This is a genomic window from Cyclobacterium lianum (genome assembly GCF_900143075.1).
In the GTDB taxonomy this organism is placed as follows: Bacteria; Bacteroidota; Bacteroidia; order Cytophagales; family Cyclobacteriaceae; genus Cyclobacterium; species Cyclobacterium lianum.
In genome coordinates, this window is sequence record NZ_FRCY01000023.1 from 1 (window position 1) to 16710 (window position 16710).

The 16710-nt window shown below is 45.1% G+C and carries 12 protein-coding genes and 1 tRNA gene; 4 read left to right on the forward strand and 9 right to left on the reverse strand.

What is annotated here, in order from left to right; translation table 11 throughout:
• Positions 1-186: 186 nt before the first annotated feature.
• The 6 genes from BUB19_RS22850 to BUB19_RS22875 form a co-directional block, all read right to left on the reverse strand.
• Positions 187-1215, reverse strand: coding sequence for a PorP/SprF family type IX secretion system membrane protein (locus tag BUB19_RS22850; protein ID WP_317041605.1), 1029 nt, complete (start codon positions 1213-1215; stop codon positions 187-189).
• Entirely contained in the window at positions 1212-3533 is a 2322-nt protein-coding gene (locus BUB19_RS22855; protein WP_073098092.1) for a PKD domain-containing protein, read from the reverse strand. Before BUB19_RS22855 ends, BUB19_RS22850 begins: the two co-directional genes overlap by 4 nt.
• A gap of 242 nt (positions 3534-3775) precedes the next feature.
• Positions 3776-5047, reverse strand: coding sequence for an adenylosuccinate synthase (locus BUB19_RS22860; RefSeq protein WP_073098093.1), 1272 nt, complete (start codon positions 5045-5047; stop codon positions 3776-3778).
• A 115-nt stretch (positions 5048-5162) separates the two neighbouring features.
• Complete coding sequence (locus tag BUB19_RS22865; RefSeq protein ID WP_073098095.1) at positions 5163-5507, reverse strand: STAS domain-containing protein; 345 nt, start codon at positions 5505-5507, stop codon at positions 5163-5165.
• Positions 5504-6001, reverse strand: a complete 498-nt coding sequence (locus tag BUB19_RS22870) for a Fur family transcriptional regulator (protein WP_073098097.1) — start codon at positions 5999-6001, stop codon at positions 5504-5506. The genes BUB19_RS22865 and BUB19_RS22870 overlap by 4 nt, the downstream gene beginning before the upstream one ends.
• A gap of 57 nt (positions 6002-6058) precedes the next feature.
• On the reverse strand, positions 6059-8278 hold the full coding sequence (locus BUB19_RS22875; protein ID WP_073098098.1) for a RelA/SpoT family protein: 2220 nt from the start codon (positions 8276-8278) through the stop codon (positions 6059-6061).
• Between the two features lie 237 nt (positions 8279-8515).
• Here BUB19_RS22875 and BUB19_RS22880 point away from each other — a divergent pair.
• The 4 genes from BUB19_RS22880 to clpX all read left to right on the forward strand — a co-directional run bounded on the left by BUB19_RS22880 (position 8516) and on the right by clpX (position 12007).
• Positions 8516-8597: transfer RNA gene (locus BUB19_RS22880), tRNA-Leu, on the forward strand.
• 93 nt (positions 8598-8690) lie between these two features.
• On the forward strand, positions 8691-10019 hold the full coding sequence (gene tig / locus BUB19_RS22885; protein WP_073098100.1) for a trigger factor: 1329 nt from the start codon (positions 8691-8693) through the stop codon (positions 10017-10019).
• An 82-nt stretch (positions 10020-10101) separates the two neighbouring features.
• Entirely contained in the window at positions 10102-10773 is a 672-nt protein-coding gene (locus BUB19_RS22890; protein ID WP_073098101.1) for a ClpP family protease, read from the forward strand.
• Between the two features lie 7 nt (positions 10774-10780).
• A complete protein-coding gene (gene clpX / locus BUB19_RS22895; protein WP_073098103.1) occupies positions 10781-12007 on the forward strand; it encodes an ATP-dependent Clp protease ATP-binding subunit ClpX in 1227 nt (408 codons plus the stop codon).
• Between the two features lie 23 nt (positions 12008-12030).
• On the opposite strand, the gene lpxB is transcribed toward clpX, so the two are convergent.
• The 3 genes from lpxB to acnA all read right to left on the reverse strand — a co-directional run bounded on the left by lpxB (position 12031) and on the right by acnA (position 16604).
• A complete protein-coding gene (gene lpxB / locus BUB19_RS22900) occupies positions 12031-13146 on the reverse strand; it encodes a lipid-A-disaccharide synthase (RefSeq protein WP_073098104.1) in 1116 nt (371 codons plus the stop codon).
• 30 nt (positions 13147-13176) lie between these two features.
• Entirely contained in the window at positions 13177-13596 is a 420-nt protein-coding gene (locus BUB19_RS22905) for a 6-pyruvoyl trahydropterin synthase family protein (protein WP_073098182.1), read from the reverse strand.
• A 224-nt stretch (positions 13597-13820) separates the two neighbouring features.
• Positions 13821-16604, reverse strand: coding sequence for an aconitate hydratase AcnA (acnA, locus tag BUB19_RS22910; RefSeq protein WP_073098106.1), 2784 nt, complete (start codon positions 16602-16604; stop codon positions 13821-13823).
• Positions 16605-16710: the final 106 nt, after the last annotated feature.

The following is a 16710-nucleotide window of genomic DNA, read 5'->3' on the forward strand; positions in this document are numbered from 1 at the left end:
ATAAAATTTGAAAAGATTTCTAAACGCCTCTCCGGTGTTTCCTCGATTTCCCCGTTTGGGATCACAAAGATGATATCTTTTTTCCGGTTTGCAATATGGAAAACAAACAAAAGTGAGAAAAAGGTTCAAATTAGCTGACGTTCAGTTAGAAAAAAATTGAACTACCTCAGAAGAAAGGGAAAGAATCTAATATTTAAAGCCCGGAATGGCCCTGTCATGCTTTTTGCCGGTTTTGTAATTTCTAAAAGTATACCTTACCGACACCTCGTGTGCTCCCCCTGAATTTCTCCAGCCCAGTCTGGAAATGGTAAAGTCATAGCTGTACCCTATCTGCAAATCGTTTGGAAGCGAAAAACCCAGTAAAGCAATCAGGGCTTCGTTGTTTGGCAGGGCATTTTTCGTCGGCAGCCCACGATACCACAATCCGACGATCACAGGCGCATAAAACAATTCTGTACCCAGGTCCAATTGATCGAAAAGCCCCTGCCGCCGGTAATTGAAAGCCAGCGACAGCGTACGCTCATGCAAGGTATTGTTAATCACATCTCCGATGGCTGCACTAAAAAGTTCAAAAGTAACACCACCATGGGCTGCATAGCGGATCGGAAGCCGGTTTTCATTCATTTCCAAAAACGAAGTATAGGGCCGTGTGAGATGATGTGCAGATACTCCAAGCCAGAATTTTTCATCGTAGTAATAGAGTCCTGCATTGATGTCTTCATGGCTTCGCTGGCTGACGTCCGTGACCCAATTTATCCCTTCCCCGACCACAATCCCTCTGTCTATATCCAATTGCGTCCCCAGCACAATGCTCTCTACGTTTACATTTCTGTTCACAAAACTGGCCTGGATGCCTGCATGCAAAAACTTTTCTTCTGCCAGCCGAACCCTGTAAGCGTAGGTAAGACCAACCTCCATGTTTTGCAGTTGTGCGAATGTATCGCGGGTTCCATTGACAATCACCCCTACTCCGCTGTTGCGGTGATCAATAAAATGGTCAAAGTACGCAGAGAAGGTATTGAAACTGTGATCCAGTCCCGGCCATTGATTTCGGTAATTGACGCCTACCCTGGTCCATTCGGTACTACCGGTAAATGCGGGATTCAAATAAATAGGCGCAGCATAAAATTGGGAAAACTGCATATCCTGGCCTGCCAGTTGCCGAAAAGACAGTCCAGAGAAAATCAAGAACAATATGTGCAACTTCCTTATCACCTTATCAACAGAAATTTTCCAGATCTGGTTACGGGCTCCCCTCTCGTCGTTTCAAAGTCTGCCCTGTATACATAGGTACCAGGCGGCAAGTCTGACCCATTCAAGGTACCATCCCAGCCATCGCCGTTAAGATCTGTAGTCTGAAACAACAATTCACCCCAGATGCTGAAGATCTTAAGGTCCATTTCTGCGATTCCCTTGGTTTTGGGTCCAAATAGGTTGTCCTCCTCTCTGCTAGGCGTAAAACCGGAAGGGAACATGACCCGGTAGGTTCGGGTAATGGTAATCGGCATTTGGTAGCTGGATGTGCAATCGGGGCCTGTCTGCACCGTTAGCGTGACCAAAAACTCCCCTTTTTCTCCAAACACATGGGCTGGAGACCGCTGGTTACTGGTATTGCCATCCCCAAAATCCCAATGCCAACTGCGTGGAAGACCTGTAGACTGATCCAGAAACCGAATCCTGTCATCAGCCAATATGCCTTCAGGCGCCTCCTCCTTAAGACCGGTTGCATTGAGCACGTAGTCAAATGAAGCCACCAGAGGGTCATCGGGAACACTCAGCCGAAAGGTGACCGGATCAGACCAACAGGCTATTTCTTTCGGTTTTACGCGTAATAAATAGGCCCCTTCCAGGTTGATCTCTGTGATCATTTCATTCTCGAAAGTATCGCCATTCTCATCTTCCACCTGGTAATCAAATGATTCTCCGTTAAAGTCGGTAATGTAGGTCCTGATATCGGGAAATAGATCCGGCTGACATACAAAGATCGTTTCGGAAATTTCCAAATCCGGAAAATCCGGAAAGATGATTTCAACGGGGTCGGAAACCAAGGGGCATCCCGCTATTGATTTGGCCCGGACCCGGTAAATCCCAGGTGCCGAGACGGTAATTTGCGTCACAGATTCACCCGGCAACACCTGCCCATCCTGAGTCCACTCGATATCTGTCAGCCCATCCGAGGGAAAGAGGCTCAATTCCACATCTGCTCCGGGACATGCATCGAGAGCTGTCAGCGGAAGTTCATTGATAAAGATGCTGATAGGTTCCGGAGCCTGGTTTACAAGCAGCCTGATCCGCCCGCCGGAGGAGGTCATTCCATAGTTGTCTGTTACCGTGTAAAAAACCTGAACTTCATCTCCCTGGAAACCTTCATTGGGTGTAAACGAAAATTGTCCACCCTGCCCAAGATACCTAAATTCACCTTCCTGCAACAGAAGTGCTCCGGATTCGCAATCTCCCTGCAGGCATGGATCATCCGCCTGTTCAGTTATCTCCTCTTGTGTTTCGAAAAAACTCATGCAACTTATTCTCGAATTTACATTAGGCAGGTCAATCGCGCCAGCTGGTAATTCCAGAAGATTTTCCTGACCCAAACAAACAACCATGTCATCCAGGGGTGCTGTTTCCGGCTTCTGTAAATTATCTTCATCGGCTACTTCCACCAATAGGTTGCGGATCTCGTGAATGTTGGTGACTGATCCCGTAGACGCCGCAAAGCCAATTTTCAGTGTTTCAGGTGCCGGATAAGGATAATCCACGTTTTCAAGCAGACTTATCTGGCGCGGGTTTCCGGCAACGGCAGTAAAAATCATTTCTACATTGAGGAGAAATCCAACTCCGGATTCCCTGGGTTGCAATTTCACGATAACTTTTCTGTACCCTGGCTGTTCCGGAGAGGTAATCCTTCTGGTACCTCTGCCCCCTGAACTGATGGTAAAACGCTGGTCCTCCGGCAAACCAAAGTTACCGCCTTCATTGGTTTTTACTCCTGCAACGTATTGATACCCGGTGGAACCCTGTCCGGGCCCTCTCACTACTATGCTGTTTGGGTGGACCGCATTTGATGAGCCGGGAAATCCACCGGTTTTGCCTTCTGACACATTCCCAAAATTGCCAAAACTATCAAAGCCTATTCCCATATACGCCCCGCTTAAGCCTGGACTGCCCTCCTTTGGGGCGTACCCGAGTGATCCTCCGAAGCCTCCCGGAGCAAAAAAATTATGTGCCCCGTCAAACAGAAAGACCGACAGTCCATCTGCCCCATCCCCTCCGTAGCTGAAATACTCAAAGGAGGCTTTCACCCCAAAACCAGACGCAAAAGGAATGTTGATATACACGTAGCCGTTTTGATCTGTGACTGCATCAGTTAACCTCAGCACTCCATCCAACAAACGCGCATCACCACCAAAAATAGTTTGATCCCGTTCTACTTCACCCTGAAATGATTCACAATAAGGAAACCCCTGTTGCCCCCATCCTGCCAAAGGTGGAAAAATCAGCAGCGCGTAAATTGCATAGTGGAATATTTTAGGCATGCTTCAATTCGGGAATCCTGATATTGATCGAATGCGGGCATTTCTCTACCCTCCAGATCTTAAAGCATATTGGTAAGGAAAAGGTTTACTTTAGCGATGCCTAAGTGCTCAGATCAGAATACGGCGCCAATGTTCACGCCGGCAAAATCAGGTAGTTAAGATAGGCAAATAAAAAATAAATCAAAAAAAGGCTTCCTTTAAATAAAATAAAAGAAGCCTTTTTTTGATTGCCTTAAGCCGGCTTATTTCAAAATGGTTTTTTTTCTATCCGGCCCTACGGAAACCATATTGATGGGAACGTTCAGTTCATTTTCCAGAAACTCCACATAATTGATCAACTCATCTGGAAAATCCTTATAGTGTGCTACTTCATCAAGACTGCAGTTCCAGCCCTTCAATGTTTTGTATACGGGTTTGATAACTTCATCCGAACTGCCTGTCAAATAATGATCGGTGACTGAACCATCCGGCAATTCATATCCGGTACATACCCTGATCTGTTCAAAATTATTCAACACATCTGCTTTCATCATAAAAAGTTGAGTTACTCCATTGATCATAATGGAATATTTCAACGCGGGCAGATCCAGCCAACCACATCTTCTGGCCCTGCCTGTGGTGGAGCCAAACTCATTGCCGTCCCGTCGCATTTGTTCGCCCTCTTCATTGAAAAGCTCGGTTGGAAAAGGCCCGCTGCCCACACGGGTACAGTAGGCTTTGAAGATTCCAAATACCTCTCCGATCACCGATGGAGGCACTCCCAGGCCTGTGCATGCTCCGGCTGTCATGGTGCTGCTGCTGGTTACAAAGGGATAGCTTCCAAAATCTATGTCCAGAAGGGAACCCTGAGCTCCCTCAGCCAGAACTTTCCTGCCTGCCCTGATGGCCGCATTTACCTCAAATTCTGTTTCCACCAGATTTAATGACTTGAAAAACTCAACGGCATCAAAAAACTCTCCTTCCAGGGCAGGAAGATCATTTAACTTGTATTGATAGTAATCCAGTATAGAGCGGTGCCGGTCGGAAATGTCAAGATACCGCTCTTTAAAGTCCGGAGCCAACATATCACCTACCCTTAAGGCGACCCGGCCAATTTTATCCTGGTAGGTGGGACCAATACCTTTCAGTGTAGAGCCAATTTTCTTTTCCCCTTTGGATTTTTCATAAGCTGCATCCAATAGCTTATGGGTAGGCAGAATGATCGTGGCCTTTTTGGAAATTGCCAGATTTTTGCGGAAGTCAATATTGAATTTTTTCAGCGCTTCGATTTCTTTTTTCAAGACCACAGGATCCAGAACCACGCCATTACCTATGATATTGTGAATGTTATTTCTAAAAATTCCGCTGGGTATTTGGTGTAAAACATGCTTGATCCCGTCAAACTCCAGAGTATGGCCAGCGTTCGGTCCACCCTGAAATCTAGCCACCATTTCATAGGCAGGTGCCAGGTAATCAACTACTTTTCCCTTGCCTTCGTCACCCCACTGGAGACCTAAAAGAACGTCCATTTTCATTTTTTTATCAATATGTAATTTGTCCTTGATTAAAACCAGCCGTGAAGATTGCCAGTATTGTAAAAATTTACAACTACCGGATGATTTTAATTCAGGATAAAAAAGCTATTTAGTCTTATTTTGATTGGTTGATTGCTTCCTCTAAAGAGTCAAAAACATGAAAAATATTATTGAGTTTGGTGATAATGAGCAATTTTTTCACGTGCTCAGATGGGGAGCTGAGGTAGACCTCCCCTCCTGTGTTTCTCATTTTTGTCAGTATAGTGATCAACACACCTATCCCGCTCGAGCTGATATACCTCACCTGACTTAGATCAACGATACAGGTTTGGATCCCCTCCTGCAATCCGTCAGAAACCAATTCCACCAGCCTGGGCCCTGACTCATCACCTATCAAATCACCCTTGATTTTTAAAATCAGATTCTTGTCTGCTGTGTACGATTCAAATGATGCCTTCATTGACTGGATTTTACGTTTTTTTCTGTAGTTTTTCCTTGTTTAAATTCGCAATTTTCGTCTGTACAGTTTCCGTATAGCAATAAGGAATGGTGAATGATGTTAAAATTCAAGACCTCCCCTACTGTATTTTGGATATTCTGGATTCGCGGGTCACAAAATTCCTTCACGCGATGACACTCCGTACAGATGAGATGATCGTGCTGTTTGTAGCCGTAGGATTTTTCGTATTGGGCCAGATTTTTTCCAAACTGGTGTTTGGTAACCAGGTCACATTCCACCAGCAGATCCAGCGTGTTATACACCGTAGCTCTGCTCACGCGGTAATTTTTGTTTTTCATGCTGATGTACAGACCCTCCACGTCAAAATGCCCGCCCCTGCTGTATATTTCTTCCAAAATGGCGTATCTTTCCGGGGTTTTTCTAAGCTTCTTGTTTTCCAGATAGGCAGTGAATATTTTCTTTACTTTTTCGTAAAGACTTTCATTTGAAGCCATACTTTACTTTTTTTTACAAATATACTGTTCTTATTTGAATTTGGGTGGCTTTCCTGGTTAATCGAATCTCGATACCTTTAAAACCCCCGAAACCCGGGATAGGTTTTGGATCAGGTTCTCCAGGTGATTGGTGCTGTGTACGTACAATTTGATGCTGCCTTCGAAAATGCCGCTATCCGAATCCACCGTGATAGAACGCATATTCACCTTTAATTCGTTTGAGATGACTTTGGTAAGGTCGCTGATCAAACCTACCCTGTCTGTACCAACGATTTTCAGCCCGGCCAAAAATGCGATTTGTTGCTGGCTGGTCCATCTGGCTTTGATGACTCGGTTACCATGGTTGGAAAGCAACTCCAGGGCATTAGGGCAGGCTGTCCGGTGAATTTTGATTCCTTCATTGACCGTGACAAAACCAAAAACATCATCACCCGGGATGGGATTGCAGCATTTTGCCAAAACATAGTCTACCACGTCCATATCTTCTCCGATCAGCAATTGATCGTGTTCGGGCCCTTTGAGGTTTTTGATTTCCTTGGTGAAAGATTTTTCATCAGTCACGTGCATCAATGGCCCTTTTCTTGACTTCTTCTTTTGTTTGAAATCACGGAACGTCTTGATGGCGGTGGGATCAATAATACCGCGGCCTACCTTATAATAAAACTCTGTAGTGGTCTTGGTTTCAAAAAACGCACGAAGTTGCTCCACGACTTCCGAAGAGAAATCGATTTTCATCTGTTTGAGCTTGCGCTGCACGATCTCTTTCCCATCCATCATATAGCCCTTCTTTTCCTCCTTTAATGCATCTTTGATTTTTGCCTTGGCCCTGGAGGTAACTACCGATTTCAGCCAGTCTTCAGTGGGCTTCTGTTTGTTGGAGGTCAGGATCTCTACCTGATCGCCGTTTTTCAGTTTATGCCCGATCGAAACCAATTTCTGATTGACTTTAGCACCAATGCATTTTGCTCCCACCTCAGAGTGTATTTCAAAAGCAAAATCAAGGGCCGTGGCGCCAAAAGGCAGCACCTTCAAATCTCCCTTGGGCGTAAAAACGAAAACTTCATCCTGAAATAAATTCCCCCGGAAATCATCCATGAATTCTATGGCAGACCCATCATTGTTTTCCAACAATGTCCTCACCTGTGTAATCCATTCGTCAAGGCTACCGGCCGCTTTCTCGGGGGCATTCTCCTTCTCCTTGTATTTCCAGTGAGCGGCATAACCCCGCTCCGCGATATCATCCATCCGCTGCGTCCTGATCTGTACCTCCACCCACTGTCCGGTTTGGCTCATTACTGTAGTATGCAGGGATTCATACCCATTGGATCTGGGTGTGCTTATCCAGTCCCGCAACCGGTCCGGATTGGGACGGTAAAAATCCGTTACCGTAGAATAAACCTGCCAGCAATCGGCCTTTTCATTCTCATACGGGGTATCAATAATGATTCGAATTGCAAAAAGATCATACACCTCCTCGAAAGGTATGTTTTGGGACTTCATCTTGTTATATATAGAAAAAACCGACTTAGGCCTTCCCTTGATTACGAATTTAAAGCCTTGATCATTGAGTTCAGTTTCTATAGGGGCAATAAAGGTTTTAATGAATTTGTTTCTGGAAAGCCTGGTATCGTTTATTTTTTTTACAATATAGTTATAAGCCTCGTGATCCATAAATTTGAGATGCAGATCCTCCAACTCCGATTTTATGGAATATAACCCAAGTCTATGGGCGAGGGGAGCATATAAAAACTTGGTTTCAGAGGCGATCTTCAACTGCTTGTGTCTGGGCATGGCGTCCAGTGTACGCATGTTATTCAGCCGGTCAGCCAGTTTGATGAGGATGACACGCACATCATCGGACAGGGTGATCAGCATCTTTCTGAAATTTTCGGCCTGCTGGGAGGTCCCATAATCAAAAACGCCGGCGATTTTTGTGAGACCGTCGATGATCTGTGCCACCTTGGTCCCAAACTCCCGCTCGATGTCTTCCAACTCGAGATCTGTATCCTCAACGACATCGTGCAGCAGAGCCGATATGATGCTGGTCGTACCCAGACCTATTTCCTCTACACAAACCAGAGCCACCTCAAGAGGGTGATAAATGTAGGGCTCCCCCGATTTCCGCCGCATCTCTTTATGTGCCTCGCTGGCCACATTAAAGGCTTTTTTGATCAATTTGGCATCACCGGACTTGAGCAATGGCTTGGCCACCTTCAAAAGTCTGCGGTAACGCTTGAGAATTTCCTTTCGCTCTTCTTCTATATCGACTTTGATCATATGGTACAAGTTATAAAATAATTCCTGCTCAAGGAATGAAATACATAAGTAATATTTCTAATTTTTTTCGATCAAGTTATTGAAACTTTAAAATTGATGGTTACCTTTGCATCCACGTAAAAAAACCGGCCAACAGCCCCATAAGGGTGCCAGCCGGATGAGAAGGCTGAAGAGTTTTCAGGTAAAAATAAAGATAGGCAAACAGACGAAAAGCTTATCATTTATTATTAGTAATCAGCGGATGTGGCGAAATTGGTAGACGCACTAGACTTAGGATCTAGCGCCGCGAGGCATGGGGGTTCGAGTCCCTCCATCCGCACACCCTTTTAGAATCCCTCGATCTTGATCTTCTGCCGAATAGGACATCAGGATGGAGGGTTTTTGTTATCGGTAAACATTAAACGCAAATCCCTTGGAAATTACATTAGACAAACATGCCGCCAACGAGGCTTTGGTCAAAATCAAAATAGATGAGGCAGACTACAAAGAAAAAGTAGATGCCAAAATAAAAGACTATGCCAAAAAATCCAATATCAAAGGCTTCCGTCCCGGAAAAGCTCCCTTTGCTATGGTGAAAAACCTGTATGGCACTTCTGTTTTGGTAGAGGAGATCAACAATATCTTATCCAAACGCCTGAACGATTATCTCAAAGAGCAGGATTTTGAGGTTTTGGGTGATCCCATACCCCAGGATGCCGAAGGCGAGCATATTGACTGGAAAAAACAAAAAGAGTTTGAATTTGACTATAAGATCGGCTTTGTAGAAAAAGTAGCAGTTGATCTTGATCAAAAGCTGGATGTTAAAAACTATCAGGTGGAGCTTTCAGACAAGGAGGTAGACGAAGCGCTTGACAATATCAAAAAGCAATACGGGAAAATGACCAATCCGGAGCTAAGTGAAGAAAATGACTATCTTTACGGAGACCTCAAAGCTGCCGATGGTTCGTATGAGGAAACGCTCACTATTCCCCTGAACGCAGTAGACGGTCGGTCCTTGAAAAAATTTGTAGGTGTAAAAAAAGAGGACAGCATTTCCTTTGACCCTTCCAAAGCCATAAAAGGTGATCTTGCGGATGTATTGAATATTAGCAAGGAGGACGCAGAAAAACTAACCGGAGATTTTACTTTTACGGTGCAGAATATCAACCGTACAGAAGAAGCGCAACTTGACCAGGAGCTGTTCGACAAGGTATTCGGGCCTGATCAGGTAAAAACAGAAGATGAATTTCTGGAAAAGATCAGGACGATCCTAACTGAAAACTACCAAAAGGAAGTCAAAGTGTATAATGAGGAAAAACTCAAAGACAGCCTGGTAGCCAACCACAAATTGGATTTACCGGAAGAATTTTTAAAAGACTGGTTGATTCGCGCAAACGAGGGAAAGTTTAGCAAAGAAGATGTGGAAAAAGAATTTCCTGCCTATACCAAGCAACTGACCTGGTCTTTACTTTCGAATCAAATTGCAAAGGAGAATGAAATAAAGGCTGAGCATGAAGATGTGATCGAAAAAACAAAGGAAATGATTCGCGAGCAGTTGGCTTCTTCTGGAATGGGGTCTCAAATGGAGGAAAACATGGACATGTTCCTTCAAAACTATTTGCAGGGAAATGAAGGCAAAAACTACATGCAGATGCTGACAGCCGTACAGAATGAGAAGGTACTGGAATTTGTCAAAACCAAGGTTGAAATCAAAGAAGAAAAGATAGCGGTAGAAAAGTTTAAAGAACTACTGGAAAACTAATTAAAGAAATTATTTGTTCATTAAAAGTCCTTTTGTAAGGGCTTTTTTTATTTTTGTATCCATATTATCTAGAAAACAAAATATGAATAAAGAAGAATTTAGAAAATTCGCAGTTAAAGGGCAGGGCCTTAGTGGCAATACATTTGACCAATATACCCATAGCGTTGAGAATATGACCCGGGCAGTTATCGAAGAGCGACCTACCAATTTCAGAGAAATTGATGTTTTCTCCAGGTTGATTATGGACCGGATCATCTTTCTGGGCATGGGAGTTGATGACAATATTGCCAATATCATCACGGCGCAGCTATTGTTTCTGGAATCTGTTGATTCTAAAAAAGACATCTTGCTATATATCAACAGCCCCGGAGGCTCTGTGTACGCAGGTTTGGGCATTTACGATACCATGCAATACATCAATCCCGAGGTGGGTACCATTTGCACCGGACTGGCAGCTTCTATGGGAGCGGTGCTACTGGCTGGCGGGGCCGCGGGCAAAAGGGCTGCGCTTCCACATTCCAGGATCATGATTCATCAACCTTCAGGAGGCATGCAGGGACAATCCAAAGACATGGAGATCACCGTAAAGCAGATTCTCGAATTGAGAACTGAGCTGTATGAAATCCTGGCCAAACATAGTGGCAAATCCATCGAAGTAATTGAAAAGGATTCTGACAGGGATTACTGGATGAAGGCTTCAGCAGCTAAAGAGTATGGATTGATAGATGAAGTTTTGACGAAAAAAGAAAAATAAAGCTCGGATGGCGCAAGTAACATGTTCCTTTTGTGGCAGAAATAAGAAAGACGTAGACCTGATGGTCTCCGGAATTTCTGCGCATATCTGTAATTATTGTATCGAACAGGCATTTCAGATTTTAGGCGAAGAAGACAAAACGAAAAAGAATTCGAAAAAGCCTAAATTCAAATTGAAAAAACCGAAAGAATTGACTGCCTACCTGGATGAGTACGTTATCAGCCAGCAGGAAGCCAAGAAGGTTTTGACGGTGGCTGTTTACAACCATTACAAACGATTGGGACAAAAAGATGAAATGGATGATGAGGTGAAAATTGAAAAATCCAACATCATCATGGTCGGGGATACCGGGACCGGCAAAACCTACCTGGCCAAAACTTTGGCCAAGACGCTGGAGGTTCCCTTTTGTATCGCAGACGCCACTGTACTGACAGAAGCGGGCTATGTGGGAGAAGATGTGGAGAGTATCCTGACCCGATTGCTCCAGGCTGCGGATTACAACGTGGAAGCCGCCGAAAGGGGAATTGTCTATATAGACGAACTGGACAAGATCGCAAGAAAATCAGACAACCCCTCCATCACCAGAGATGTAAGCGGGGAAGGTGTGCAGCAAGCCATGCTCAAATTGCTTGAGGGCACTACTGTAAACGTCCCGCCCCAGGGCGGCAGAAAACATCCCGATCAGAAGATGATTTCTGTCAATACCGAAAATATCCTCTTCATTTGCGGTGGTGCTTTTGATGGCATCGGCAGGCATATTGCCAGCAGGCTCAACACCCAGCCCATGGGGTTTAGCAAAAAAAGCAACGCAGAGGTAGTAGACAGAAATAACCTCCTGCAGTACGTGACGGCCCAGGACCTGAAAGCCTATGGACTTATTCCCGAATTGATCGGCCGCCTGCCCGTCATCACCCATCTTGATCCACTGGACAAGGCTACCCTAAAGAGAATACTCACAGAACCAAAAAATGCATTGACCAAACAGTACATCAAACTGATGAAAATGGAAAATGTCATATTGGAATTTGACGAGTCGGGAATTGATTTTATTGTCGAGAAGGCAGTGGAATTTAACCTGGGGGCAAGGGGATTGAGGTCCATTTGTGAGGCCATCATCACAGATGCCATGTATGAGTATCCCTCTATAGAGGAAGAACAAACGCTTATTATTGACCGGGATTACGCCAATGCACAATTTGAAAAATCGAAATTCAAAAAGCTTCAGGTCGCTTAGCTACCTTAACGGATAATCCCGTATCAGGACTTTGTTCCTGTCAATGAATGAAAGATCAGCCTCGCAGTTTCCTGCGAGGCTTTTTTTCTGCCAATTTTTGCGGACACTTCTTCGTACCCGTTCAGAATCTCCTGTCTGTCGGCACCGTCGGCAAGTAGTTTCTCCAAACATGCCCTGACCGTTGCAGCGTTATACCCGTCCTGAATCAGTTCTTCTACCACTTCCTTCCCTGCTATTAAGTTGACCAGGGAAATAAAGGGCACACGAATCAAACTCCTGGCGATGGCATAAGATATCCCACTGGTCCGGTAAACCACCACCTGTGGTACCTTAAACAGGGCCGTCTCCAGGGTAGCTGTGCCAGAGGTTACCACTGCTGCCCTGGCATGATGCAATACATCATAGGTTTGGTCGTACACTACTGTCAATCCGGCGTCCAGCGCAGCCTGGTACACCCCCCCGGGTAGATTTCGCACTCCCGCTACCACCCATTCTACACCTTCAAACGCCGGTTTTAAAGCGATCATGGTATGTAACATCTGGCGGATTTCCTGCCTTCTACTCCCGGGCAACAAGGCTACAAGGTTTTTGCCATCAAGTTCATGTATTTCCAGAAAATCAGGTGCCGGCCGGAATTTTTTCTTTTCATCCAAAAGCGGATTGCCCACATAAGCTACCTCCCAATCAAACTTTTTGAAAAATTCCGGTTCGAAGGGCAAAATGGAATAGAGCTGTTCTACATTTTTTTTTAGTTTGTAAGCCCGGTTTTGGTTCCAGGCCCAGACCTTCGGCGCAATGTAATAGTGAACGGGTATGCCTTGTTTACTGGCAAAAGCCGCCATCTTCATGTTAAAACCGCCAAAATCCACCAGTATCAGGGCGTCCGGCCGGTTTTTCAGCAGGTCCGCCTTGATTTTACTCAGATAGCTAAAAACTCTTCTGAAGTGCAGCAATACCTCAACAAAACCCATCAGGGCGACTTCCCGGTAGTGTGCGACCAGCTCGCATCCGGCCGTATTCATGTAATCTCCTCCCATGCCCCGGAATTCCGCCTCTTCATCAATCTCTTTTATGCTGTAAAGGAGGTTGGATGCATGTAGGTCTCCGGAACGCTCTCCGGCAATGATGTAGTACTTCAACGGTTTGGGATTTGCGGTTTTTGGTCCTGACTATTCACCATAGTATTCCACGAAATTACGAGGTGTTTCGTAGAGCGTGAGTTTGTACAAACCACCTTCCTTAACGAGTTTATCCACCAGCGGCTGTAATATTTTCCAAAACTCCATCACCAGGTTTTCACAACTTGCCATTTTCCCGGACATAAATGACACATCCAGATTGAGGTTTTTGTGATCAACCTTGTCGATCACTTCGCGACGGACCAGGGTACTCAGTTGCTTCAGATCTACCACAAATCCGGTATCTTCATCCGGCTTTCCTTTAATCGTGACAATAAGTTCAAAGTTATGACCATGCCAGTTTTCGTTGGCACAAGGCCCAAAAACGGCCTTGTTTTTCTCTTCAGACCATTTTGGATTCCAGAGCTTGTGGGCTGCATTAAAATGTTCCTTCCGACAAACGTGTACCATCTCCATTTTCGATTAAGCTGCAAAGTTAATAAAAAATGAAAAGATTCCCGGCTGTCCTGCACAAAACAAAATTCGGGACAAGCAAGTACAATATACCTTCAGCCTGTTGTTAAAAATGACCGCATCAGCCCCTGAATGCCTGTGTCGGAATATCTGCGGCATATAAAAAAAAGCAGTACCGCGTGGGAACGGCACTGCTTCATGGCATTACATTTTCGGGCGGATCATGCCTTGAGAAATTGCCTCAAAACATAATGAAGGATTCCCCCATTTTTGTAATATTCGATCTCGATGGCGGAGTCCAGGCGGGCGATCACATCAAAATTAACTGTTGATCCGTCCTCCTTTTTCGCACTGGCCTTGAGCACTTTCAGCGGACTCAATCCATCTTTAATACCGGTTATTGATATTTGCTCCTTCCCGGTAAGTCCAAGAGTTGTGGCCGACTGTCCTTTGGCATACTGCATAGGTAATACACCCATGCCCACCAAATTGGAGCGATGTATGCGTTCGTAGCTTTCGGCAATCACCCCTTTGATACCCAGAAGTGTGGTACCTTTGGCTGCCCAATCTCTGGAAGAGCCGCTGCCGTACTCCTTACCTGCCAGTACGACAAGTGGTACATCATCCTTCTGGTACCTGACAGACGCATCAAACACCGTCATTTCCTCTCCCGATGGCATATGTGTGGTATAGCCTCCTTCCCTGGAGCTGAGTTGGTTTTTGATCCTTACATTGGCAAAGGTACCCCGAACCATTACTTCATCATTACCTCTTCTGGAGCCGTAAGAATTGAACATGCCCTGCTCTACCCCCTTACCGATCAGGTATTTTCCGGCAGGAGAAGTAGGAGAAAATGAACCAGCGGGAGAAATGTGGTCGGTGGTGATAGAATCTCCCAACTTGAGTAGCACGCGGCTGTTTTCAATATCATCCGGCTCGTCTACGGTCTCGGATATTCCCTTGAAAAAAGGTGCTTCTTTTATATAGGTAGATTTATCTGACCACTGGTATACCTGGTCTTCCGGTGCCTTTAATGAGCGCCACTGCTCGTTCCCCTCAAAAATTTCACCATAATTTTTCTTGTAGTCGTTTGGAGAAAGCACCCTGTTGGACACTTCGAATATTTCCTCATTGGATGGCCATATATCCTTGAGGTACACCGGCTCCAGATTAGGGTCGTATCCCAAAGGCTCACTGTTTAAATCCACATCTACCCGTCCTGCAAGGGCATAGGCCACGACCAGCATGGGGGACATCAGATAATTCATCTTCACCTGTGGATGTACCCTTGCCTCAAAATTCCTGTTTCCCGACAGTACTGAGGCAACTACCAGATCGTTGTCTTCAACGGCTTTGGCAATGTGTCTTGGCAACGGTCCGGAGTTTCCAATACAACTGGTACAGCCATAGCCTACCACGTGGAAACGCAAGGCTTCCAGATCGTCCAGCAAGCCTGCATTTTCAAGGTAATCCGTCACCACTTTTGACCCGGGAGCCAGAGATGTTTTTACCCAGGGCTTCACATCCAACCCTTTCTCTCTGGCTTTTCTTGCAATCAATCCAGCGCCAATCATTACACTTGGGTTGGACGTGTTTGTACAGGAAGTAATTGCAGCAATCACGATTGACCCATCGTGCAGGGCAAATTTTTCATTATTGAGTTTGATCACGACGGATTTGAGCCCGTTTTTCAATTTGGTTTCTATTTCAACGTCATTGTCTACCTTGCTTTTCTGGTCTTTTACCGGCTGATTGCCTCCACCTTCAGCAAACCACCTGCTCACATCATCCCGCTTATCAATGGGAATGTATTCCCGGCCATGCACTTCCTTGAGCAGGTAGCCGAATTTGTCTTTAAATTCCCTCATCAGGATCTTATCCTGAGGCCTTTTGGGGCCGGAAACGGTGGGTTCTACAGTAGAAAGGTCCAGCTCTACAACAGTAGAGTAATTGATTTCGTCCTCATTCGCCCGCCATAGCAGGTTTGACTTGGTGTAGTCCTCAACCAATTTGATCTGATCTGCCGTACGGTTTGTTTTAGACATGTAATCCAGTGTCCTGTCGTCGATGGGGAAATAAGTAACCGTACAGCCAAACTCTGGTGACATATTGGAAATGGTAGCTCTGTCGGGAACGGACAAATTATCCAATCCGGGACCAAAAACTTCTACAAACTTACCCACAACGCCATTTCTCCTCAACAATTCCGTGATGGTCAAAACCATATCTGTGGCGGTAGTCCCTAGCGGAAGCGAACCGGTAAGTCTTAAACCGACCACCTCGGGCATAATAAAGTAAATGGGCTGACCGAGAAGGGCAGCCTCCGCCTCTATGCCCCCTACACCCCATCCGACTACACCAATGCCGTTAACCATTGGTGTATGGGAATCTGTACCTACCAGGGTGTCAGGAAACACCTTGCCCTCTCTTGCGATCACGCCTTGCGCCAGGTATTCCAGATTCACCTGGTGGCATATACCCATACCCGGAGGTACTACAGAAAAATTGTTAAAGGATTTCTGAGCCCATTTCAAAAATTCATAACGTTCGCCGTTGCGCTCGTATTCCACGTCTACGTTTCTCTTGTAGGAATAATTGGTACCAAAATAATCTACCTGCACAGAGTGATCCACCACCAGGTCAACTGGAATAAGTGGATTGATCTTTTCCGGATCTTTACCCTTTCTGACCGCTTCGGCCCTGAGTGAAGCGATATCTACTACGGCCGGTACCCCTGTAAAATCCTGCATCAGTACCCGCGCGGGTTTAAAGGGAATATCCTTTTCTGAGGCTTCAGGCTTCCAGTTGAGTAAGGTTTCTATATTTTCCCTGGTAATTGCAAAATCATCAAAATTTCTCAGTGCATTTTCCAACAGAATCCTGATAGAAAAAGGCAATTTTTCTATGGGATACCCCTGTTCCTGAAGGGACTTCAAACTCCAATACTGGAGATCCCCTTTAGCAGTTGAAAGTTTCTTAATGATATTAAAAGGATCTTTAGGCATATTTCAAATAGGTTTTTTTGATAAAAAAAGATTTCAAAAACAATCGAAGATGAAATCAGTCTAGGGCTACAATATAGGTTTTTTTTGGCAGAAATGGAACACAAAA